At 41.1% G+C, this 21,788-nt stretch carries 17 protein-coding genes; 15 read left to right on the top strand and 2 right to left on the bottom strand.

Going from position 1 to position 21,788, the window contains the following annotated elements; all coding sequences use genetic code 11:
- The first annotated feature begins 69 nt into the window (after positions 1–69).
- From OU792_RS12655 to OU792_RS12645, 3 genes are read left to right on the top strand one after another with little or no spacing between them, the layout of a single operon-like run.
- A complete protein-coding gene (locus OU792_RS12655) occupies positions 70–1,365 on the top strand; it encodes a putative oxidoreductase C-terminal domain-containing protein (RefSeq protein WP_274670361.1) in 1,296 nt (431 codons plus the stop codon).
- A gap of 53 nt (positions 1,366–1,418) precedes the next feature.
- Positions 1,419–2,822, top strand: a complete 1,404-nt coding sequence (locus OU792_RS12650) for an NAD-dependent epimerase/dehydratase family protein (protein ID WP_274670360.1) — start codon at positions 1,419–1,421, stop codon at positions 2,820–2,822.
- A gap of 60 nt (positions 2,823–2,882) precedes the next feature.
- The gene (locus tag OU792_RS12645; RefSeq protein WP_222583074.1) at positions 2,883–3,830 is read left to right on the top strand and encodes an aldo/keto reductase; all 948 of its coding nucleotides are present in this window, start codon (positions 2,883–2,885) and stop codon (positions 3,828–3,830) included.
- Positions 3,831–3,838: 8 nt separating this feature from the next.
- Here OU792_RS12645 and trpF read toward each other — a convergent pair whose 3' ends face one another.
- Entirely contained in the window at positions 3,839–4,459 is a 621-nt protein-coding gene (gene trpF / locus OU792_RS12640) for a phosphoribosylanthranilate isomerase (protein ID WP_274670359.1), read from the bottom strand.
- Between the two features lie 201 nt (positions 4,460–4,660).
- Here trpF and OU792_RS12635 point away from each other — a divergent pair, with 201 nt between their 5' ends.
- From OU792_RS12635 to OU792_RS12590, 10 genes are all read left to right on the top strand, one after another.
- Positions 4,661–5,242 carry a hypothetical protein gene (locus OU792_RS12635; protein ID WP_274670358.1) on the top strand — a complete coding sequence of 194 codons (582 nt, stop codon included), beginning with the start codon at positions 4,661–4,663 and terminating at the stop codon, positions 5,240–5,242.
- Positions 5,235–6,893 carry a S8 family serine peptidase gene (locus OU792_RS12630; RefSeq protein WP_274670357.1) on the top strand — a complete coding sequence of 553 codons (1,659 nt, stop codon included), beginning with the start codon at positions 5,235–5,237 and terminating at the stop codon, positions 6,891–6,893. Before OU792_RS12635 ends, OU792_RS12630 begins: the two co-directional genes overlap by 8 nt.
- A gap of 17 nt (positions 6,894–6,910) precedes the next feature.
- Positions 6,911–7,561 (top strand): ribulose-phosphate 3-epimerase, encoded by a 651-nt coding sequence (rpe, locus tag OU792_RS12625; RefSeq protein WP_274670356.1) that lies wholly within the window; start codon positions 6,911–6,913, stop codon positions 7,559–7,561.
- A gap of 104 nt (positions 7,562–7,665) precedes the next feature.
- Positions 7,666–8,181: a hypothetical protein gene (locus OU792_RS12620; protein WP_274670355.1), complete on the top strand. Its 516-nt coding sequence runs from the start codon at positions 7,666–7,668 to the stop codon at positions 8,179–8,181.
- An 88-nt stretch (positions 8,182–8,269) separates the two neighbouring features.
- Complete coding sequence (locus OU792_RS12615; protein ID WP_274670354.1) at positions 8,270–9,286, top strand: hypothetical protein; 1,017 nt, start codon at positions 8,270–8,272, stop codon at positions 9,284–9,286.
- A 94-nt stretch (positions 9,287–9,380) separates the two neighbouring features.
- Positions 9,381–11,903 carry a DNA gyrase subunit A gene (gene gyrA / locus OU792_RS12610; protein ID WP_274670353.1) on the top strand — a complete coding sequence of 841 codons (2,523 nt, stop codon included), beginning with the start codon at positions 9,381–9,383 and terminating at the stop codon, positions 11,901–11,903.
- Between the two features lie 27 nt (positions 11,904–11,930).
- Positions 11,931–13,139 carry a tetratricopeptide repeat protein gene (locus OU792_RS12605; RefSeq protein WP_134202944.1) on the top strand — a complete coding sequence of 403 codons (1,209 nt, stop codon included), beginning with the start codon at positions 11,931–11,933 and terminating at the stop codon, positions 13,137–13,139.
- 101 nt (positions 13,140–13,240) lie between these two features.
- The gene (locus OU792_RS12600) at positions 13,241–14,401 is read left to right on the top strand and encodes an acyloxyacyl hydrolase (protein WP_274670352.1); all 1,161 of its coding nucleotides are present in this window, start codon (positions 13,241–13,243) and stop codon (positions 14,399–14,401) included.
- A gap of 177 nt (positions 14,402–14,578) precedes the next feature.
- On the top strand, positions 14,579–17,035 hold the full coding sequence (locus OU792_RS12595; protein WP_274670351.1) for a PIG-L family deacetylase: 2,457 nt from the start codon (positions 14,579–14,581) through the stop codon (positions 17,033–17,035).
- Between the two features lie 107 nt (positions 17,036–17,142).
- On the top strand, positions 17,143–18,843 hold the full coding sequence (locus OU792_RS12590) for a sodium:solute symporter (protein ID WP_274670350.1): 1,701 nt from the start codon (positions 17,143–17,145) through the stop codon (positions 18,841–18,843).
- A gap of 186 nt (positions 18,844–19,029) precedes the next feature.
- Here the strand turns inward: OU792_RS12590 and OU792_RS12585 are convergent, their stop codons facing one another.
- The gene (locus tag OU792_RS12585; RefSeq protein WP_222583084.1) at positions 19,030–19,878 is read right to left on the bottom strand and encodes a DUF2911 domain-containing protein; all 849 of its coding nucleotides are present in this window, start codon (positions 19,876–19,878) and stop codon (positions 19,030–19,032) included.
- A 142-nt stretch (positions 19,879–20,020) separates the two neighbouring features.
- On the opposite strand from OU792_RS12585, the gene OU792_RS12580 reads away from it, so the two are divergent.
- Positions 20,021–20,941, top strand: coding sequence for a 2-hydroxyacid dehydrogenase (locus OU792_RS12580; protein ID WP_274670349.1), 921 nt, complete (start codon positions 20,021–20,023; stop codon positions 20,939–20,941).
- A 2-nt stretch (positions 20,942–20,943) separates the two neighbouring features.
- Complete coding sequence (locus OU792_RS12575) at positions 20,944–21,786, top strand: universal stress protein (RefSeq protein WP_026945809.1); 843 nt, start codon at positions 20,944–20,946, stop codon at positions 21,784–21,786.
- Positions 21,787–21,788 lie beyond the last annotated feature (2 nt).

Raw genomic sequence — 21,788 nt, 5'->3', positions numbered from 1 at the left:
AGTTATACAATCTGGGCCTTTGCGGCCCTTTTGTTCGGGGCTTGTAGCTCGACAGAACCTGAAAGCAATATGAGTGAATCCACCATCCAAAATGTAACCATTATGACTTTGGATCCTGGGCATTTTCATGCCGGCTTGATCCATAAGACCATGTATCCGCAGGTGGATTCGACGGTTTACATTTTTGCACCTCCCGGAGATGAGTTGAAAGATCATCTGAACAGATTGGAGTCCTACAATACAAGGTCAGAAAATCGCACCGCTTGGAATCTGGAAGTTTTTGCAGGGGATGATTACCTGAAAAAGATGATCTCCCAAAAACCCGGCAATGTGATGATGGTAGCGGGTAAGAATGATAAAAAAATAGACTACATCCTCGAAGCCGTTCAAAATGGGATTCATGTGTATGCTGATAAGCCCTTGGTCATTAATCGCGAAGGTTTTGAAAAGCTGAAGCAGGCTTTTGCCATTGCCAAGGAGAAAGATTTGCTGGTTTATGATATCATGACCGAGCGTTTTGAAATCACCACCCTGCTTCAAAAAGAGCTTTCTCAAATCCCGGAAGTTTTTGGGGAGCTGGAGAAGGGAAGTCCAGACAACCCTGCAATCACCAAGGAGTCCGTACATCACTTTTTCAAGTATGTTTCTGGAGTTCCTTTGGTCCGACCTGACTGGTTTTTTGATGTGGAAATCGAGGGTGAGGGAATTGTTGACGTGACTACGCACCTAGTGGACCTGATTCAATGGGAAGCTTTTCCCAATCAAATCGTAGATATCACCGATGTCACCATGCTTTCGGCCAAAAGATGGGCTACGCCGCTTAGCTTGGAGCAATTTCGGCAAGTGACTGGGAAAGCTGAGTTTCCGGATTTTCTCCAAAAGGATATCAAAAATGAATCCTTAGAGGTCTATTCTAATGGGGAGATGAATTATTCACTTAAAGGAATCCATGCCAAAGTCAGTGTAATATGGAATTTTCAGGCACCTGAAGGGGCAGGGGATACGCATTACAGTATGATGCGTGGGACCAAGGCCAATTTGGTCATCCGACAGGGAAAAGAGCAGAATTACCGTCCGGAACTCTATGTCCAACTTTTGGGAGAAAATTTTACTGAGTTGGAAAATGCCGTCAAAACAACGCTTCAAAGCACTTATCCAGGAATTGATTTGGAAGAATCAAGCAATGGTGAATATCGGGTTATTATTCCTGATCGCTATCACAATGGGCATGAGGCACACTTCGCGCAGGTTACCGAACGATTTTTGGAATACTATCAAAACGGAAATTTGCCAGATTGGGAGGTGCCTAATATGATTACCAAGTATCATACAACCACCTTAGCCAAGGAATATGCATCGAAATAAAAAAATCGAAAACAGACTGGATTTGAATTAGTTTTATAATCAAATCTACTTTTATGCACGAAGACAGCTCCCCATCAGATACTCGAATTACCGTCGCCATAGCAGGAGCAGGAGGTTACATCGGGAGTTGGTTTATCGAAAAATACAAGCACAAGTACAAAATCATCGGTTTAAGCCGTCGGAAAGTAAAAAAGAACCCTTACCCGGAAGTAGAATGGAGACAAGTAGAGCTCTATTCGATTTCATCCACAGTGGAGGCTCTGAAAGGAGTGGATGTCGCCATTTATTTGGTCCATTCGATGAATGCTTCCACCAGGCTCAATCAGGGAAGTTTCGAGGATACAGACCTGCTTTTAGCAGATAATTTCAGCAGAGCTGCGGATATCAACCAGGTCCAGCAAATTATTTATTTAGGTGGATTGATACCCGATGAACCAGAAAGTACTTTATCGAGACACCTAAGAAGTCGTCTAGAAGTGGAGCATACCTTAGGTTCTAGATCAGCTGCTCTTACGGCCTTGAGGGCATCCATTATTGTAGGGCCGGGAGGATCGAGTTTTGATATGATTAAAAACTTGGTGACTCGATTGCCAGTATTGATGTGTCCTCAATGGACTGAATCTGAGACACAACCAATTTCTCTGAGAAATACACTTCAAATTATCGATACATGCATTGGCAATGAGGATGCTTATGGCCGGGCTATAGATATCGGAGGAGCTGAAGTTTTAACCTATAAATCCATGCTTGCAAAAACCGCCACGGCTTTGGGGAAAAAGAGAATTATTTTCTCTGTTCCTGTTTTTTCCTTGGGACTATCCAAGTTTTGGGTTGGCTTGTTTGGGGATAGCCCGCCACAGCTGGTGTCTCCTTTGGTAGAAAGCTTGGTACATACCTTAAAGGTTGATCCCAAAAAGGCATTTGATTTAAAAGAGCTTCAGTATATCTCCTATGAAGAGTCTGTCAAAGAGGCTTTGGAATCCGATCAAAGGCCAAATCTACCCAAGTTTTACCCCAAGAAGGGGATGAAAAACACGGTCAGAAGCATTCAACGAATGAGTAATAAAAATGGTCATTCTGCTGCTTGGGTTGCAAATCGATATAATCTATGGTTGCCTAGCTTTTTTAAATTTCTCATCAATGGAAAAAGGACTGAGCGAGGTGATATCGGATTTCATTTGCTATGGGGAAAGAAACCCATGCTTCAGCTTACCATGATTCCGGATCGAAGTGATCAAGAGCGTCAGTTGTTTTACATTACGGGAGGCTGGCTAGTGAAGCGCTTTGATTATGGATGGTTGGAATTTAGAGGTGTTCTTGGTGGAAATTATATTCTATCAGCTATCCATGAGTTCGTTCCCCGTCTTCCTTGGATACTTTATCTGAATACTCAGGCACGCTTTCATCTTTGGGTAATGAACCAATTCAAAAGATATCTGGAAACAAGGACCGATTGACCTTCGTTTTTTTAGTAAATTACGATTATTCAAATTTTGAACTCCATCAAACAACATCAAATGCAAAAAGTCACTTTTAAAAACGGAGATACCATGCCTATTCTTGGTCTTGGTACTTGGAAAAGCAAACCAGGAGAAGTACGTCAGGCGGTTTACTGGGCTCTTGAAGCAGGTTACCGACATATTGACTGTGCGGCTATTTATGGAAATGAGAAAGAAGTTGGAGAGGGGTTGGCAGATGCCATTGCTGATAAAATTGTCACTCGGTCAGAGGTATTTATCACATCTAAATTATGGAATGATTCACATAGACTTGAGGATGTAGGGCCTGCTTTGGACAAAACCCTTCAAGATCTTGGGCTTGATCACTTGGATTTATATCTAGTTCATTGGCCAATTGCTTTCAAACATGGAGTTGGTTTTGCGACGCTTAGAGAAGAGTTCTTTACCTATAAGGATGTGCCGCTTACCCAGACTTGGTCAGCTATGCAGGAGCAAAAAGCACTTGGCAAAACCAAGCATATTGGTGTGTCCAACTTTAATAGCCGCAAGCTTCAGGAGCTTCTGGATATGGGGGGAGAATCACCTGAAATGAATCAAATTGAGATGCATCCTTTTTTACCTCAGGACAAATTGGTTCAGTTTTGCAGGGAAAATCATATCCTATTGACGGCATATAGTCCTTTAGGCTCGCCTGATTCGAGAGCAGAAAAGCATAAAAATGATCCGAAATTGCTTTCAAATCCGGTAGTAAAGGAAATTGCTAAAAAGCATGGAGTTTCAGAGGGACAGGTGCTGATCGCATGGTCGATTGCTCGAAATATTGTAGTGATCCCAAAATCAGTAAATCAATCCCGAATAACTGAAAATCTGAAGGCTACTGATATCAAACTAGATGATCATGATATGATGGAGCTAAAAGATATCGGAATCAGTCACCGATTTGTTGATGGTACTTTCTTCACTCAGGGAAGTAGCCCTTACAATCTTTCAGATCTTTGGGAGTAATCGAGAATTTAATCTTCCAATTCCAACTCCTCTAGAATCTCTGCCAGGGTATCAAAATCTTTGAGCCCTGGCTTTATTTCTTCCCCTCCTTCAAGAGCAATACCAAAGAGCTCTAATTCAGAAACGGTTGACTTTACATTGAATGGACTTATTCCTCCTGCTAGGATGACCTTAGCGTTTTTAGAAATGGATCTGATGGATTCCTTCTGATCAGTATTCAATTCAGTTTGATCAACTGAAAGCAATAAGTGAAGATTTTGATTAGAAATTTTTTCTGCAAGTTCCTCTTCGATATGTCTGACTTCACTGAGATCTGCCTGAAAGATCAACTGATATTTTTCAGAATCAAATTGAAGTAAAGTCTCCAACTTATTGTGTTGAATCCACGAAATCTCGGGGTATTTTTTGAGTTTTTCCTGTAGGGTTTCCAAAGAATCATTACCAAACTCCCCGCAAAAATCAACACCTGAAACCCATCCTGAAATCTCCTGAAATTGAGTTGGTGAAACGAACTTATCTGAGGTTTCCTGTAAATCAAAACCTAGTAGGTCTACAAACATTCCTGCGCAATACCTTGCATCACTTAAGTTGGTTACGCCGCTGATCTTTACGAAAGTACTAAGAGCCATTAAATAAAATTTTTGGCTAAGTTAACCAATGATGACAGTTTTGCTTTCATTTCTGCCTTTCAAATTTGATTTTGGATGAAATTGAAGTAAAACCAGTAATTTAGGGTTCTGATAATGATGAAAAAACTACCATTTGTTTTTCTTTTTTTAATTCTACTTTCCTGTGAAAGAGAGGTAGAAAACCCACAAGTTGATCCAGGCTTGGATTACTTTCCTTTGTTGATTGGAAATTTCTGGGTTTATGAAGTTTCAGAGCGAATGTATTTTGGTGAGAATGACTTCGAAGATAGTCAGTATTTTTTGAAGGATCGCATCCGCAGTTTATTCGTAAATGATGCAGGTGAACAGGTTTTCATTGTCCAAAGGGAACGATCTCTTGATCAGATAAACTGGCAGGTAGAAGTTGACTATACACTGGTAAACAGGGATAATAATTTGGTTATGAATCTTAACAATCAGCCAATTGTCATCCTTGCCTTTCCGCCTAAAGAAGGATTGACCTGGAATGGCAATTTATATCGTGGGGCTGAGCAGGATGAATTTGAGTTGATTCAGGAATCATCCGGGTCTAGCACTGAGCAAATCCGGGTGCTACAAGAAAACGAAGATGACCTGATTACCTTTCGGGATATTCGTTACGATGTTTTTCAAAGGGGGATTGGTTTAACAGAAAGATATTCAGAAGTGTTAACTTATTGTTCAAGAAACGATTGTCTTGGAGAACAGCTTATAGATTCTGGTAGATTTTTGAATATGAAATTAATAACTTACGGTAATGAATAGGCTATTAATCTTTGCGGTCACGCTTTGGCTTTTACCATTTTTGGTGGAGGCACAAGATCGCTATGCTGTTTTTTATAAGTACAAGCCTCAGGATGGCTTAAATCTAGATCAGCCACAAGATTTTTTGACAGATCGGGCTTTGCTTCGAAGAGCGAAAGAAGGCGTTGCTGTAGACAGTACTGATCTGCCGGTAACTCAGCGCTACGTCGATGAAGTTTACCAGCTTTCGCATTACATTCTTTACCAATCAAAATGGCTTAATGCCTCCTTGATTGTGACAGATATGGAGGGAGCAAAGTCAATATCTGAACTTCCATTTGTAGAAAAAGTGGAGTTGGTGGGAAAGGGATACATTCCAAATCCCAATGCGCGAATTGGAAGAAGGCTTTTTGTGAGTACTACGGCAAAGGTTTGCCCTCCAGGAGGCAAAGCTGAGCGGACACTTGCTGCACAGGAATTGCCTTCAGATTTTCAAAATAGCCTCTTGGGAATTGATTTTATGCATGAGGAAGGTTTTAAAGGAAAAGGAATTAGGATTGCTGTATTTGATGCAGGTTTTCCGGGTACCGATAATGCCAGTCCCTTATCTCACTTGCTGAGCAATAATCAACTTGTTGCGCAGAAAGACTTTGTCAGGCCTTGGAATCAAAATGTCTTTACCGACAATCAGCATGGCACGAATGTCCTTTCTTTAATAGCCGCGGTAGAAACTGAAAGTTTTATCGCCGGCGCTCCGGAGGCAGAATATTTCTTGGCCATGACGGAGGAGGTAGCAACCGAGTACAGAATTGAAGAATATAACTGGCTTCGAGCTGCTGAATATGCGGATTCCATTGGAGTAGATATTATCAATAGCTCTTTGGGTTATTATGACTTTGAGGATCCGGAGATGAATTACAGTTCAGGACAATTGGATGGGAAAACTGCTGTAATCACTCAAGCAGCGAATATTGCCTCCAGCAAAGGAATCTTGGTGGTGAATAGCGTTGGGAATTATGGGCCAAATGAACCTTCCATTGTGGCTCCTGCGGATTCTCCAAATGTATTGGCTATTGGTTCGGTCAATCAAAGCTTGGAGGTTTCAAATTTCAGTTCTAGAGGTCCTACAGGTGATGGAAGAATCAAACCGGACCTGGCAGCTTTTGGAAATGGAGTAGCGCTTTTGAGAAGTAATGGAAACGTTGGTTTTGCCAACGGGACTTCTTTTTCTGCTCCACAAATCACGGCCTTAGCAGCAGGTTTGTGGCAGGCAAAGCCTGAATGGACTCGGGCAGAACTAATAGAAAATCTTCTTAGAAGCGCCTCCCAATATGAAAACCCGGATAATCTTTTAGGGTATGGAATTCCAAACTTCCGGGAAGCTCTTTACGGAGAAATTCTTTCAGTAGAAGAAAATGGTGAAGTTATCCCTTGGAAAGTCTTTCCTAATCCCATGGAAGGAAACAAGTTGACCATTTATTTTGGGTCAAGTTTATCGGCTGAGTTTTCATTGATTGATCTAAACGGAAAAACTCTTCAAAACCAGAGTCTATCTCGCAATACTGCAAAAGACCCTTATGAGTTGCAGCTGGAAGGGATTAGACCCGGTATGTATATTATCCAAATGCAGGACGGAAAGCTTATCAAACAGCAAAAGTTAATCCGCCTCTAATCAAATTACCCTTTTCAATGTCTTTAGAAATTGCCCCATCCATTCTAGCTGCTGATTTTGCAAATATTCAGTCTGCCGTAGAAATGCTCAATGACTCGGAAGCAGACTATATCCATGTCGATATTATGGATGGTGTCTTCGTTCCCAATATATCCTTTGGGCTTCCTGTGACAGAAGCCATTCATCGTCATGCCAAAAAGCCACTGGATGTACATTTGATGATTGTAGAGCCAGACCGATACTTGGAGGCTTTTAGAAATGCCGGCGCCGCAAACATATCAGTGCACTACGAGGCCTGCGATCATCTACATCGAACACTTCAGGCTATTCATGATCTTGGTGCTAAAGCAGGGGTGGCAATAAACCCGCATACCTCAGTGGAGTTACTGACTGATACCTTGGATTTGATAGATTTGGTTTGTGTGATGTCCGTCAACCCTGGTTTCGGTGGACAAAAATTTATAGAAAACACCTACTCCAAGGTGAGTAAATTAAAGGAATTGATCATAAAGAAGGGGAGTAAAACCCAAATTGAGATAGATGGGGGTGTTTCTTTAAATAATGTCCAAAAACTGAAAGATGCAGGAGCTGATATTTTAGTAGCCGGTAGTTTTGTTTTCAACTCAGAATCTCCGAAAGAAACAATTGCTATGCTCAAAAGAGCTTAATAATTGACCATTTGTCATAAAAATTCTAAAATATCAACGGTTTCCTTGATTTTTTGAGCCTTGACTGTTTTTTTGCAAACTTGTAACTAACCAAACGACTAATCATGATTAAAAAGACTCTGCTTTCTACGTTTTTTGTAGCGTTTGTTGCTTTTATGTCCTTCGGACAAGAGGCAACTGAAGGACCCGTGACTGATGAGGAATTAACACAATATGCAACTGTAGAAGTAATGACTTCACAGTATGTAGAGCAAAAAACGGAAGAGCTTCGTAATATGATTCTCAATAATGAGGTGATTGACGGCGGTGCTCGATACAATGAAATCAAAGCTGCTTGGGGAGATGAGGCGAAAATGGCTGAGGCGAATGTCACAGAAGAAGAAAAAACCGCTTACCAAGCTATTTTGGATTTTCAAGGCGGTCTTCAGCAAAGTGTTGTTGATTATAAGACTAACCTGATCACTGACAGCGATGTAATCTCTGTTTCTGTTTACAATAAAGTGCTAGGAGCTATTAAAGAAGATCCGGCTGTAAAAGAGAAACTAGATACAATGATCGAAGAGATGAAAGCTGCAGCAGCTCCTGCCGAGGACGGTGAAGCAGTTGAAGACGGAAAGTAATTCAATTTCATAATTGATTTAAAGCCTCCTTCTGGGAGGCTTTTTTTATATATTCACACCATACTTTGATTCTATTCGTTATTGCCTTATGATGCAAAAGAAGACGCTACTACTATGCTTTCTAATTTTGGTTTTTGGGTCTGCCTTTGCCCAAGAGGAAGATATTTTTGGGATTACCCGTAAAGCCAAGAACCCAAAAAGTGAATCTGCAGTAGGAAACGCTTTTAGAAACGTATTGGAGCAGTTTGCACTGGAAATATCTACAGGAGCTGGATATCAGCAGTTTTCAACCGATTTTTTCTCATCAAATCCAGATTTGTATCCGCTCACTCAGTTTCAAAATTTTGATGAGCCGCTGGATATTTCCGAAGAAAACCCATTAGCTATGAAAGGCTCAGATTGGGTTTTTCCTGTTTTAAATGCAGGAGTGCGAGTGAATTTATTCAATCTTCTTACAATCGGAGGGGGATATGGTATGGAGTGGGGGAATATAAAACCTATGTTGGGCGGAAATTTTGAATTTCCCTTTGAAGGGGCAAGCTATCAAGCCACCCGCTTTTATGGTACGGTGGGTTTAGTCCTTTGGGATGCAAATCGTCGGGCGAAGTATTTACAATGGCGATATAGAAGATATGCATCTGCCAATCTTTACATGCAATCTGAGCTTAAACAGCGAGTTCGGCAGATTTATCCTTGGCGATTGATCGCTGAGGCCGACTTTGGTAATTTAAATATCAAAAATTTTATTGATCCCAGCTTGACTCAAAACCCCAATTATACCCCTCGATTGGCAGTGGCAGATCAGCCTGCATTTGGAATTGGGCTCCGGCTGGAAAGGGACTTTTCAGAGTACACCAAACTTTTCATTAAAGGCTCCATGGATATTCGGAGTTTTACATATTCTGCCTCCGATTTTTCTGAATTTCAGGAGCTTGACCAACGTGTCTATGGCATGCAAGTAGGTCTAGCAATTCGGATCCCGGGGACCAAGCGATGCAAAATCGCAGGATGCGGAGTGGTGATGAAACACATGCACAATGGAGTCGAGTACAGAGGTAGCTCCATATTTAATCTCCAAAACCGAAAAATAGGTCAATGGTATTGATTGATCGTACCTGATTGTCTTTGGAATTAACTTTTCAAAAGCAGGGCCTTTTTACTATCTTGCAGCCTTAATTTATCCCGTGAATTAGCATTATATGGCCCAAGGAGAAAACGAGAATATTATTCCTATCAATATTGAGGAGGAAATGCGTGGTGCCTACATCGATTATTCGATGTCGGTTATTGTTTCAAGAGCGTTGCCAGATGTCCGAGACGGAATGAAGCCAGTTCATCGCCGTATACTTTACGGAATGCAAGAGCTCGGAGTTCTTCATAATAAACCCTATAAAAAGTCCGCTAGAATTGTCGGCGAGGTGCTTGGTAAATATCACCCTCACGGTGACTCTGCTGTCTATGATACCATGGTTCGAATGGCGCAGCCTTGGTCACTTCGGTACCAATTGGTAGATGGTCAGGGTAACTTTGGATCCATCGATGGTGACAACCCTGCGGCTATGCGATATACAGAGGCCAGGCTTAAAAGAATAGCCGAAGAGCTTCTTGTTGATATTAATAAAGACACTGTTGATTTCCAATTCAACTTTGATGACTCATTGAAAGAGCCGGTAGTGTTACCTGCCAAGGTTCCTGCACTGCTCTTGAATGGTGCTTCGGGAATTGCTGTAGGTATGGCCACAAACATGGCTCCTCACAACCTGACAGAGGTGATCAATGGCATTATCGCCTACATTGATAATAGAGAAATTACCATCCCAGAACTGATGGAGCACATTACCGCCCCAGATTTTCCTACCGGAGGAATTATCTATGGGTACAATGGAGTCAAAGCTGCTTTCGAAACTGGGCGTGGAAGAGTAGTCGTAAGAGGAAAAGCCAGTATTGAAACGAAGGATAATGGAAACCGGGAGATGATTGTCATTACGGAGATTCCATACATGGTCAATAAGGCTAGCATGGTAGAAAAAACTGCTGCCTTGATCAATGAGAAAAAGATTGATGGTATCTCTGCGATCAGAGATGAGTCTGACCGCTCGGGTATGCGCATAGTATACGAATTGAAGCGGGATGCCATATCAAATGTTGTTCTAAACAACTTATATAAGCATACACAGCTACAAACCTCATTCTCAGTCAATAATGTGGCACTAGTAAAAGGTAGGCCACAAACGCTTAATCTGAAAGATCTCATCGTACACTATGTCAGTCACAGACATGAAGTAGTGGTGAGAAGAACGGAATATGAACTTAAAGAAGCTGAAAAGCGAGCTCATATTTTACAAGGTTATCTGATTGCTTTGGATAATTTGGACGAAGTAATTGCTCTAATCCGTAACTCAGTAGATCCTGAGACTGCTAGAAATGGCTTGATGGAGCGTTTTGAATTGACTGAGATTCAGGCGAGAGCCATTCTCGACATGCGTCTGCAGCGTCTTACTGGCATGGAACGTGATAAGATCGTTCAGGAATATCAGGAGATCATGGCATTGATCGAGGAGCTAAAGGATATCCTTGCTAATGAAGATAAGCGAATGGAAATCATCAAAACCGAACTCACCGAAATGCGAGATCGATATGGTGATGACCGTCGTACAGAAATAGAGCATAATGCTGAAGATTTCAGCTATGAAGATATGATCCCAAATGAGGAAGTGATAATCACTGTTTCTCATCAAGGATATATCAAGCGAACGGCTTTGACCGAATACAGAACCCAGGGTAGAGGAGGAGTAGGCTCGAGAGGAGTCAGCACCAAAGAGGATGATTTCACCGAGTATCTTTTCACCGCTTCCACGCACAATTACCTGCTGATTTTCACTGATCAGGGTAAATTGTTCTGGTTGAAAACCTATGCCATTCCTGAAGGCGGAAAGACTTCCAAGGGAAGACCGATCCAAAACTTGATCAATATTGCCTCGGATGATCGGATTAGAGCTATTATTCAGGTAAATGACTTGAATGATCAAGATTACATCAATAACCACTTCTTGATAATGGTGACTAAAAAAGGAATCATCAAGAAGACTACTCTGGAACAATATAGTAGACCTCGTACCAATGGAATCATCGCCCTGAACATTCGGGAGGATGATCAACTGGTAAATGTAGACATGACGAATGGTGATCAGCATATCGTTATTGCTGCAAAATCAGGCCGTGCCATTCACTTCCATGAGTCTGCGGTAAGGCCAATGGGCCGAACTGCAACGGGAGTAAAAGCCATAACCTTAAATGATGTGAATGACTATGTCGTTGGCATGGTATGTGCATCTGAGGAAAATGCGACGCTACTTGTAGTTTCGGAAAAAGGATACGGCAAAAGGTCATTCCTTGAGGAATATCGCATCACAAATCGAGGTGGAAAAGGTGTGAAAGCCATGAACACCACCGATAAAACCGGAGCGCTTGTTGCCATTAAACAAGTTGTCGATACCGATGATTTGATGATTATCAATAAGTCTGGTATTACAATCCGGATCTCAGTGGATGGACTTCGAATTATGGGAAGAGCCACACAGGGAGTGAGATTGATCAAAATTTCTGAGGGAGACGAGATTTCATCTGTTGAAAAAATTTCCAAAGAAGAAGATGAAGAAAATCTAAATTCTTCAGAAATTGCACCAGATTCTGAAGAGAATCCAAATGAAACAAAAGAATAATCAACCAAAATAAGATAAACGCCAAGAATGAAAAAGCTAATTCTATCAATGGTTTTGGTCGGCGCAACGACCCTAGCCTTTGGACAAAAAAAGGTAGTACGTTCAGCTGAAAAAAACTTTAAAAATGGAGACTATGCCACTGCTCTATCAGAAGTAGAAACAGCTCTTCAGGATCCAGAGACTGGTTCAGATCCTGAGACCACTTTGTTGAAAGCTCAGATTCAATTAGGAATGTTCGCTACCGATTCTTCTAATACCATGGAGAATCTTGAGGTAGGTAACAACTCCTATGAGTCTTTTATGAAAGCCTTCGAAATGGGCGATGGAGATAAAACTTCGGGTATAGGAAAGGATATTTTCGAAGAAGATATCCCTGGAGCACCTGAGAATTTGCGTCCTAATTCAATTAACAAATTGAAAAACGTAGCATTTGATAAGGCAATTGTTCAATACAATGAGGAAGACTATGAAATGGCTTATGAGTTTTTCAACTTGGCTGGTGAAATTGATCCAACAGACACCACTATCCATTACAATGCAGGATTCCTTGCAAATGATCTTGGAAGAACTGAAGATGCTAAAAGACACTTCTCTACTCTACTTGATATCGAAGGATACAACAAGCTAAATGCATACTATTTCATGATTCAGATTTTGTCTACTGAAGACAAAGACCCTGAAGCTGCTTATGCAATGGTAACAAGAGCAAAAGAAGAGTATCCTTCAGATAAGGACCTTTCTACTTACGAAATCCAACTTTTGCTTCAGCTAAACAAAATGGATGAAGCAATGGCTCAAATCAAAACAGCTCTTGAAAGCGATCCAAACAATACTGCTTTATTGCTAAGATCTGGATATCTAAAAGAGCAAGCAGGTGATATGGAAGGTGCACTTGCCGACTATAAAAAGTCAGTTGAGGTTGATCCGCAATTCTTTGAAGGTAACTACTATGCCGCTGCATTGCTTATCGAAAAAGCACGTGAAATCCTCAATGAGTTGAACGGTCTGTCCGATGAAGAATGGGAGAAGCGTTCTGAGTCTATGGGCAAAGAAGCAAACGAATACTATGCTGACGCAGTAACTTACTTCGAAAGCGCTCTTGAAATCAAGCCTGAGGATACAGGAATCATGGAAATTCTGTTCCAGATTCACACTCGCTTGAAGAATGACGCTAAAGCTGAAGAGTATAACAAAAAACTAATTGAACTTCTCGGTCCTAACTGGATGGAAGGATAATTTGAACTTATTCAAGTACCTAAAAAAGCTGCCATTTGGCAGCTTTTTTGTTTTCATTATATTCGTTTTAATGATTTGACATTTCGTTAATTCTTAACTTTATGAGACTAGCTTATTTTTTCAGTAGTCTGTTTTTGAATATTAGGCATGCTTGTCTGATAATGATTGTTTTTTTGAACCTAAGTTTGGTCTCTTTTCAAGCTTTTTCTCAGGAAAAATATGATAAGATTATTGAGTTATCGGTCGAATCCGGTCCTTTTATCAGCAATGGGGATCCTTGGGCTGATGAGTTGATCGATTTAGTTTCTTACACTGCTTTTGATTTTCGTTTTGGATGGCGTCAAAACAAAACCTTTATGGGAGATCTATACAGAAACCCAATTTTCGGGATTGGGGTATCTTCCACACTACCCTATCAATCTGAAATCGGTAGACCAATGGGAGTCTATTGGTTTTTTGATATTCCATTTAGACCTTTTTCTCAGGATAATAGGTTAAATTTTTCCTACTTTGCTCATTTGGGTTTAGGCTTCAATCTCAATCCATATGACTCTTTGGATAACCCTATCAATCAATTTATAGGCTCCGAATTAAACAGCTACATCCATTTTGGTGCAAAAGCCAATTATACACTCTCAGATCGATTTCAGCTTTTTTCAATGCTTGGATTAAAGCACTTTTCAAATGGATCTACCAGAAAGCCTAACGCCGGAATTAATTTGGTCCCGGTTTCAGTAGGTTTGCGGTATAATTTTCAACCAAGCCAAGTAAAACCCGAAGAAGCTTTTCTACGAGACCGCCCCATTCTTTTCGAAGAAGGGTACTGGAATTTTATGCTTTACACCGGCTCTAAGAATTACGAAATCGGAGAGGGGACCTACTTTCGAGGTGGTTTTAATCTGAGCTATATCTGGGACAAAAATTACAAATATCGATACGGGATGGGCTTAGATGTCTTTTTTGCTCCAGGTCTGTCAGAACGAACAGGTAATACCGATGTGGGATTTTGGGATCAAACCAGTGTAGCAATTGCAGGGGCTTGGGAGTGGAAACTTACCGAAAGGCTGTATGCCCCGGTTGGATTGGGATTTTATATCCATAGAAACAGGGAAAACCAAGAATCAACAGTCTATTATGAGCGGGTAGGACTCAGATACTTGATGTCTGAAAATTTACAATTTGGAGTTCAAATCAAGGCCCATAGAATCAAGGCTGACTTTTTTGAATTTACTTTGGGCTACCGATTTTTAAGAAAACAATAAAAGAGACCCACCTATCAAATTTTGTTTTTTATTACACTTAGCTAATGCTAGTTTGGAATTTGATTTAAGAAAATACATGAAATCGACACGATTAAAATCATCCTTAAAGACATATTGATATGGTTATTTTAATCGTCAAAGATTCCATCTGGCAATTTGAAGTCGAAAAGTAAACAGATGAAAAAACTACGTTTCTTTCTGCCAATTATATTGGTTTTTTTAGGGCTTAATTTTCCATTGTTCGCTCAGTCCTTGTCTTCCTCAGACTTATATCATGAGCTCTTGAAATTGGAAGAGACCAAGCGAGTGCTTTATGTCGCAGCTCATCCGGATGACGAAAATACCCGGCTGATTGCCTATTTGGCTAACGAGACAAAAGCCCGAGTAGCTTACTTGAGTCTGACTCGAGGTGATGGTGGGCAAAATCTCATTGGGCCAGAACTAGGAATCGGTTTGGGTCAAATCAGGACTCAAGAGCTTTTGCAAGCTAGAATGACAGATGGGGGAGTTCAGTATTTTACCCGAGCAAAGGATTTTGGATACAGTAAAAATCCTAGTGAAACCCTCCAAAACTGGAATAAAGAAACAATCCTTTCAGATGTGGTATGGGTGATTAGAAAATTTCAACCTGATATTATCATTACCAGATTCAATACCATTCCCGGCGTAACTCACGGTCATCATACCACCTCAGCAATTTTAGCAGAGGAGGCTTTTGCAATCTCAGGAGATCCAAACGCTTTCCCTGAGCAACTTGAGTATGTGAAACCTTGGTCAGCAAAGCGGATATTTTGGAATGCATATAATTTTCGAGGAGAGTTTGAAGCTCAGGAAGGCGAGGTTTACCATGAGTTTCCCACTGGGGATTACAATCCTGTATTGGGTCAAACCTACAATCAAATGGCAGCGAATAGCCGAACCATGCATAAGTCTCAAGGCTTTGGATCGACTGCTTACATTGGGGCTTCAAATGATCATATTCAATTTATTGCAGGAGAAAAGTTTGAGCAAGGCCCCTTTGAGGGTGTGAAAAACAGGTGGGATCATTTTGAAAATGGGAAAGCAACAGAACTGTTAATAAACGATCTGATTCAAAATTTTGATTTTCGGTCCCCAGCGAACAATCTTTCTGCTTTATTAAAAATCAGAGAGCAAATCAATCAAATGGAAGGAAGCGATCTCTGGATTAAAGAGAAAAAAGAGTCTATTAATGATATTGTTTTAAAAGTAATTGGATCAAAAATAGAATTTGTCACCAATCAGGAAGTGGCCTTTCCCGGGGCATCAGTCAGTACAGACTTGGTGATTAATTCTCCCGGAAATACAGCCATAAATATATTGGGCGTGGAAGTTTTGGGAGAAAAGGTTGAGGTAGAAGGGGGTGGTAGTTCAGCAAATGAGCCTTTCCGTCAGGATATTAATTTGACCATTCCTGAGGGTTTTGACTTTACCCAGCCTTACTGGCTTGAAAATTACGAAGATGGGCCCATGTATCCGGTTGGCGATCAGCAAATGATCGGAAAGCCATTTAATGATGCGAGTATACAAGCCACACTGAATTTGGAGATTGAGGGGCAGTTGTTGACAATTAGCACTCCTTTAGTCTATAAATTTAATGATCCCGTAGATGGGGAGGTAAATCAGCCATTTATCATTACTCCATCGATAGACTTGGAACTGTCGAAGAAAGTGCTTTTTGGAATCAATGAAAAAAGACCACAGGTAACGGTTTTTGTCAATTTTAGAGATAAAATCGTAGATGGCGTTTTGAGTTTTTCCGGCCTTGATTCTAGCGAATATCGAATCTTAGAATCAGAAGACCTAGTGGGAAGAAAGCAGCGAAGATATCAAGTTGAGTTTGTTTCTGATCAAGTGGGAAAACGAAGAATTCTGGCTACTTACACAACTTCATCAGGAAGTTTTGATCAGACTTTAAACAGAATCACCTATAAGCATATCCCTAATCTTACATTTTTCACTTCAGCTTCTATTGATTGGATTCAAGCGGATTGGGAAATATCAGGCGGTAAAATTGGTTATGTTCCTGGCGCTGGAGATGAAGTACCTGAGGTCCTGGAAGCCCTAGGTTATGAAGTGACCATGCTTGGAGACAGTGATTTTGATTTGGATAATTTAGCTCAGTTTAAGGCTATAATTATGGGAATTCGTGCCTACAATACCAATGCTCAGGCTGCAGCAAACCAGCAAGCATTGATGGGTTACGTACTTTCAGGCGGAAATATGATTGTGCAATACAACACAACGGGTAGATTACTGACCAATCAACTTGGTCCCTATCCCTTCTCTCTAACCAGAGATCGGGTTTCTGTAGAAACTGCTCCGGTTGAAGCCGACTACACACATCCAATTCTAGCTGGCCCAAATAAGATTTCCCCGAATGACTTTGAAGGATGGGTGCAGGAGCGAGGATTATATTTTGCCGGAAGCCTTGATGAGGAATACTCGACTCCATTGTATATGAATGATCCAGGAGAAGACACCCAGACTGGTTCGCTCATTCATGCTGCTTATGGAAAAGGCAATTATGTCTACACGGGACTTTCTTTTTTTAGACAATTGCCTGCTGGAGTACCCGGAGCCGTAAAATTATTCGTAAACTTAATCGAACAATAAACCCAAATGGAAGAAAAAGATATCAAATGGAAGCGCCTCTACTGGGGACTCATGCTTAATCTGGCTGTATTGATTTTCTTTTTCTACTTCCTGATGCAGCACTTTTCATGACTAGCCTAGACTGGATTGTACTATTCGGAACCCTGGGTGCCATTGCAAGCTATGGTATCTATAAAACAAGGGGTCAAAATAGCCTAGATTCTTACCTTCGAGGAAGGAATTCCATGAATTGGTGGACCATTGGGCTTTCTATCATGGCCACTCAAGCCTCTGCCATTACTTTCCTTAGTACGCCTGGGCAAGCTTATGAAAGCGGGATGGGTTTCATCCAATTTTACTTTGGCTTGCCCATAGCCATGATTATTATCTCCGTCGCGTTTATCCCTATCTATTATCGGCTGAAAGTCTATACCGCATATGAATATTTGGAAAATCGCTTTGACTTAAAGACCAGGACGCTAGCTGCCTTACTTTTCATAATTCAACGCGGTTTGGCTTCGGGGATTACTATTTATGCGCCTGCCATTATTCTTTCGACTCTTTTGGGTTGGAATCTGACTTGGACCGTCGTATTCATTGGGGTAGTAGTGATTATTTACACTGTTTCAGGAGGTACCGCTGCCGTATCCATCACGCAAAAACAGCAAATGGCAGTGATGATGGGAGGGATGATTTTGGCAGGTATTATTGTCATTCGGATGCTTCCGGTCTCATTTACAGAAGCTTTGCATGTGGCAGGGAGCATGGAAAAGCTGAACTTGGTCAATCTGGAGTTTGATCCATCCGACCGCTACAATGTATGGTCAGGAATGACTGCAGCTGTCTTCTTATTTCTGTCCTATTTTGGAGCTGATCAAAGTCAGGTGCAGCGCTACCTCTCCGGTCAAACTTTAAGTCAAAGCCGTATGGGGCTCATTATGAATGGCTTTTTGAAAGTTCCCATGCAGTTCATTATTCTTTTTATAGGAGTCATGGTCTTTGTATTCTACCAATTCTACCAGCCTCCTGTGGTATTCAATACGGTACAGACTGAAAAACTTCAGGAAAGTGAGTATGCCTCTGAATTTCAATCCCTTCAGGGAGAATTTGACGCCTTGTTTGAGGAAGGAAAGCAAGCATATCAGGAGCTTTTGGTAGCCGTGGATGCGGAAGATGATGTCGTGAAAAATCAAATCAAAGCCTCACTTGGGCAGATCAAGCAAAAGCAGGAAGCCGTCAGGGATGAGGTGAAGGCTTTAATTGTCAAGAATGATCCGGTAGCGGAGACCCGAGATACGGATTATGTTTTTATGCGCTTTGTGATGGATCATTTACCCGTAGGGATAGTCGGGTTATTGTTTGCGGTGATATTTTCGGCTGCTATGTCTTCCAGCGCTTCTGAGTTGAATTCGCTAGGTTCTACCACCACTATTGATCTTTATAAGCGGTCTATCAAAAAGGAGGCTTCAGATGGTCACTATGTAATTTCTTCGAAGCTTTTTACCGCCTTGTGGGGTGCTCTCGCGATCTTCTTTGCCATCTATGCCTCACTTTTTGAGAATCTGATCCAGGCAGTTAACTTATTGGGATCACTCTTCTACGGAACTATTTTGGGAATATTCCTGGTAGGCTTCTTCATGAAATGGGTAAAAGGTTTTGCTGTGTTTTTAGCAGCGCTTCTTTCTCAGGTTTTGATTTTAGTAATCCATTTTCAAAATGGGGAAGGCTTATTCGGATTCGTATGGGACATCGGCTTTCTTTGGTACAATGCCATCGGTTGTCTTTCCGTCATGCTCTTTGCCATGCTGCTTCAGGTCTTGAAAAAATAAAGGCCCTTCCAAATTGAAAGGGCCTTCATTCTTTGTTTTATCTGATTATCTACTTTTCTCTCACTATTCGTAGCTTTTGACCTAGAATAAAGCCTGAAGTTCAGGTTCAGGGAGCTTCGGTCTTCATACTTCCAATTTCCAATTAGATAATCAATGAAAAATTAGCTCTTGGCAGAATTCTTCAAATTATTTGATCGACTTCATCAATCTTTCATTCAAAGCTATGTAATCTGGATTTTTAGCTTCTTCCGCTAGTTTCATAGATTCTTTAGCTGAGGCTAGTGCTTCTGAATTTTTGCCCAAAGCCACTTCGATTTTAGCTTTCAGGTGCATAGTCCAGTACTTCGGATCAGAAGTTGTGGAAGCTTTGATCCACTCATAAGCTTGATTAAGATCCTTGTTATTGTTGAAGTAATAATTGGCGGAAGCGTAAAGTAAGCTTGGATTTTCCGTCTTCGTATCGATGACCATTTCCTGAATCTGAGCCATCACAATTGGGTCGACTTCTGTAGAGATCCGGAAATCCACTCGGGTGTTTTCCCATTTCATCGAAAGGTCAGCTGCATTGTCAGTCATATTATTGAAGCTGATTTCGAAGGTTTCGTACTTTCGGCTCAGCTTATTGGGCGAGACCGTAAATCGCATCAAATCATCGGCATCCGAATAACCGAGAGCACCCCAAAGTTCTGTGTTTTTTGATAGGACAATGGTCCATTCATTTTTCCCGGGAATTGTGTAAAGCGCATATTTCCCAGCTGGTACAGTCTTGCCATCAATCATGACATCCGTAGAAAAATCCAAAGTGGTAGCCGAATTGGCTCCTGTGCGCCATACTTGGCCGTAAGGCACCAACTCACCGAATATCTTTCTTCCTCTTGTACTAGGTCTTGAATAGATGACCTGTACGTCAGTGAGACCTACCTTTTGGGAAATACTTGCCGAAGGGGAGGCCTGAGGCATTTGAAGTTGTTGGGCGAAAGAACTCCCTAAAGCAGCAAAAACTGCCAAAAAGAATATCAAGCTAAATTTTTTCATGGTTATATCGTTTCAGTTAATTGAGTGCAATTTGCTTAATTTTTGACCAAGAATTTGTGTTTTTTCGTCAAATTTTTGATCAATGGATGTATCGTTTTATACCGAGATTGAGTAGATATTTACAAATGTCGACCTTTGTATTATGAGCCTTGCAATCATCAGTCCTGGAAGAGATCCTCAACCTTGGATCGACGCTATCCGAAAGCAAAACGATCAATTGGAAATCGAAGTATTTCCGAATATCCAATATCCCGAAAAGGTTGAAATTGCCCTTCTTTGGCAGCATCCAAAAGGAATTCTTGCAGATTTCCCAAATCTAAAAATGATTAGTTCTATGGGTGCGGGAGTAGATCATATTCTAAGTGATGATTCCATCCCTGAGGAGCTTCCGATTGTAAGAATTGTAGATGAAAAGCTGACCTGGTCCATGACCAATTATGTGGTGATGGGTGTGCTGAATTTTCATAGGCAGGTCACTCGATATCAGCAACTTAAAAAAGATCGAAATTGGGATATGTCTGAACCCGAGATTCCGGTTACCATTGGAGTGATGGGCGTAGGAGCTTTGGGTTTTGATGTATTGGAAAAACTAGATTTTATGGGATTTCCAGTAGTAGGCTTTGGTTTTTCTGAGAAGGACGATTTTCCTTTTCCTTACTTTCCAAAGGAAAAATTAGATGAGTTTTTGAAGGAGGTGAATGTTTTGGTTTGTTTGCTGCCGCTGACTGCTGATACTGAAAATATTCTGAATAAATCGCTTTTTGAAAAAGTCAATCCCGGGACATATTTGATCAATGTCGCCCGTGGAAGACATCTAGTCGAAGAGGACTTGATAGATGCAATTTCAAAAGGTCAGCTGTCAGGAGCTATGTTGGATGTCTATCGGAAGGAACCTCTCCCGGAGGATCATCCTTTTTGGCAAAATGAAGGCATTTTTATGACACCCCACATTGCGAGTGTCACTAATCCGGAGGCGGCTTCTCCTCAGGTAGTGGAAAATATCCGCCGACTTGAATCCAACGAACCTTTGATTAATCTCGTAAACCGATCTCGAGGCTATTAATTATGGAAAAAAACGGGACTATTCTTTGCCCTACCGATTTCTCTGAGTGTTCACTCAATGCAATTGAGTATGCAAGCCGAATCGGGGAGCAATATGGTGCAAAGCTGATTTTAATTCATGTCAGCAACAAAGAGGACTTTTTAAAGCTGAATCCAGGCCGGGAAGACAATGATTATCAGCGTGATTTTTTAAAAGAAAAACTGAATAATCTTAAAAAAACAGTACAAGCGGAATCAATCCCTTTAGGGCTGGAATCTTGCGAAGGGATGATTTTAGAGGGAGATGTGATCGAAGTCATGCTAAATGCAATCGATGAAACGGATTGTCAGCTGGTGGTCATGGGCACAGAAGGGATGAATGACCTACGAAAAAATATTATTGGTAGTCGCACAAGTCAGATAGTAGGGAAGTCCCCCGTGGACGTATTGGTGGTGCCTAGAAAGGTTTTTTATAAGAAACCGAGGAAATTGGTCTTTGGTACAGACTATAGAGAAGAAGATAAAATCGCTATTCAGAAGGTAGTTGAGTTTGCAAAGTTTTTTGATGCTGAAATAGATATTGTTCATGCCTCTGATGGCAAAAACAAACTGGATAGACCCTTACATCAATCGATGGTGGAAGAGATTACACCCTTTGTGAGGTACGATAAGGTGAATTTTGTTCTGAAGTCTTTTCGGGACAACCTGGCTCTAGGCATGGAAAGCTATCTAGCCTCCGCCAAGGGGGATATGCTCATTACTTTAAGTAGACAGCGCGATTTCTTTGATAAAATCTTCAATAAAAGCCTATCCAAGAAAATGGCCTACTTCATCACGAAACCGCTGTGGGTGATCAAAAATTTTTAAGC

The organism is Algoriphagus sp. NF (assembly GCF_028823735.1).
Classification (GTDB): Bacteria; Bacteroidota; Bacteroidia; order Cytophagales; family Cyclobacteriaceae; genus Algoriphagus; species Algoriphagus marincola.
The sequence above is the reverse complement of the archived record's forward strand: the minus strand, read 5'-3'. Positions and strand labels throughout refer to the sequence as shown.

Bases quoted from the DNA above. Each gene is read 5' to 3' on its own strand.
- OU792_RS12655 (WP_274670361.1), top strand. From the start codon at position 70: ATGAGTGAATCCACCATCCAAAATGTAACCATTATGACTTTGGATCCT.
- OU792_RS12650 (WP_274670360.1), top strand. From the start codon at position 1,419: ATGCACGAAGACAGCTCCCCATCAGATACTCGAATTACCGTCGCCATA.
- OU792_RS12645 (WP_222583074.1), top strand. From the start codon at position 2,883: ATGCAAAAAGTCACTTTTAAAAACGGAGATACCATGCCTATTCTTGGT.
- trpF (WP_274670359.1), bottom strand. From the start codon at position 4,459: ATGGCTCTTAGTACTTTCGTAAAGATCAGCGGCGTAACCAACTTAAGT.
- OU792_RS12630 (WP_274670357.1), top strand. From the start codon at position 5,235: ATGAATAGGCTATTAATCTTTGCGGTCACGCTTTGGCTTTTACCATTT.
- rpe (WP_274670356.1), top strand. From the start codon at position 6,911: ATGTCTTTAGAAATTGCCCCATCCATTCTAGCTGCTGATTTTGCAAAT.
- OU792_RS12620 (WP_274670355.1), top strand. From the start codon at position 7,666: ATGATTAAAAAGACTCTGCTTTCTACGTTTTTTGTAGCGTTTGTTGCT.
- OU792_RS12615 (WP_274670354.1), top strand. From the start codon at position 8,270: ATGATGCAAAAGAAGACGCTACTACTATGCTTTCTAATTTTGGTTTTT.
- gyrA (WP_274670353.1), top strand. From the start codon at position 9,381: ATGGCCCAAGGAGAAAACGAGAATATTATTCCTATCAATATTGAGGAG.
- OU792_RS12605 (WP_134202944.1), top strand. From the start codon at position 11,931: ATGAAAAAGCTAATTCTATCAATGGTTTTGGTCGGCGCAACGACCCTA.
- OU792_RS12600 (WP_274670352.1), top strand. From the start codon at position 13,241: ATGAGACTAGCTTATTTTTTCAGTAGTCTGTTTTTGAATATTAGGCAT.
- OU792_RS12595 (WP_274670351.1), top strand. From the start codon at position 14,579: ATGAAAAAACTACGTTTCTTTCTGCCAATTATATTGGTTTTTTTAGGG.
- OU792_RS12590 (WP_274670350.1), top strand. From the start codon at position 17,143: ATGACTAGCCTAGACTGGATTGTACTATTCGGAACCCTGGGTGCCATT.
- OU792_RS12585 (WP_222583084.1), bottom strand. From the start codon at position 19,878: ATGAAAAAATTTAGCTTGATATTCTTTTTGGCAGTTTTTGCTGCTTTA.
- OU792_RS12580 (WP_274670349.1), top strand. From the start codon at position 20,021: ATGAGCCTTGCAATCATCAGTCCTGGAAGAGATCCTCAACCTTGGATC.
- OU792_RS12575 (WP_026945809.1), top strand. From the start codon at position 20,944: ATGGAAAAAAACGGGACTATTCTTTGCCCTACCGATTTCTCTGAGTGT.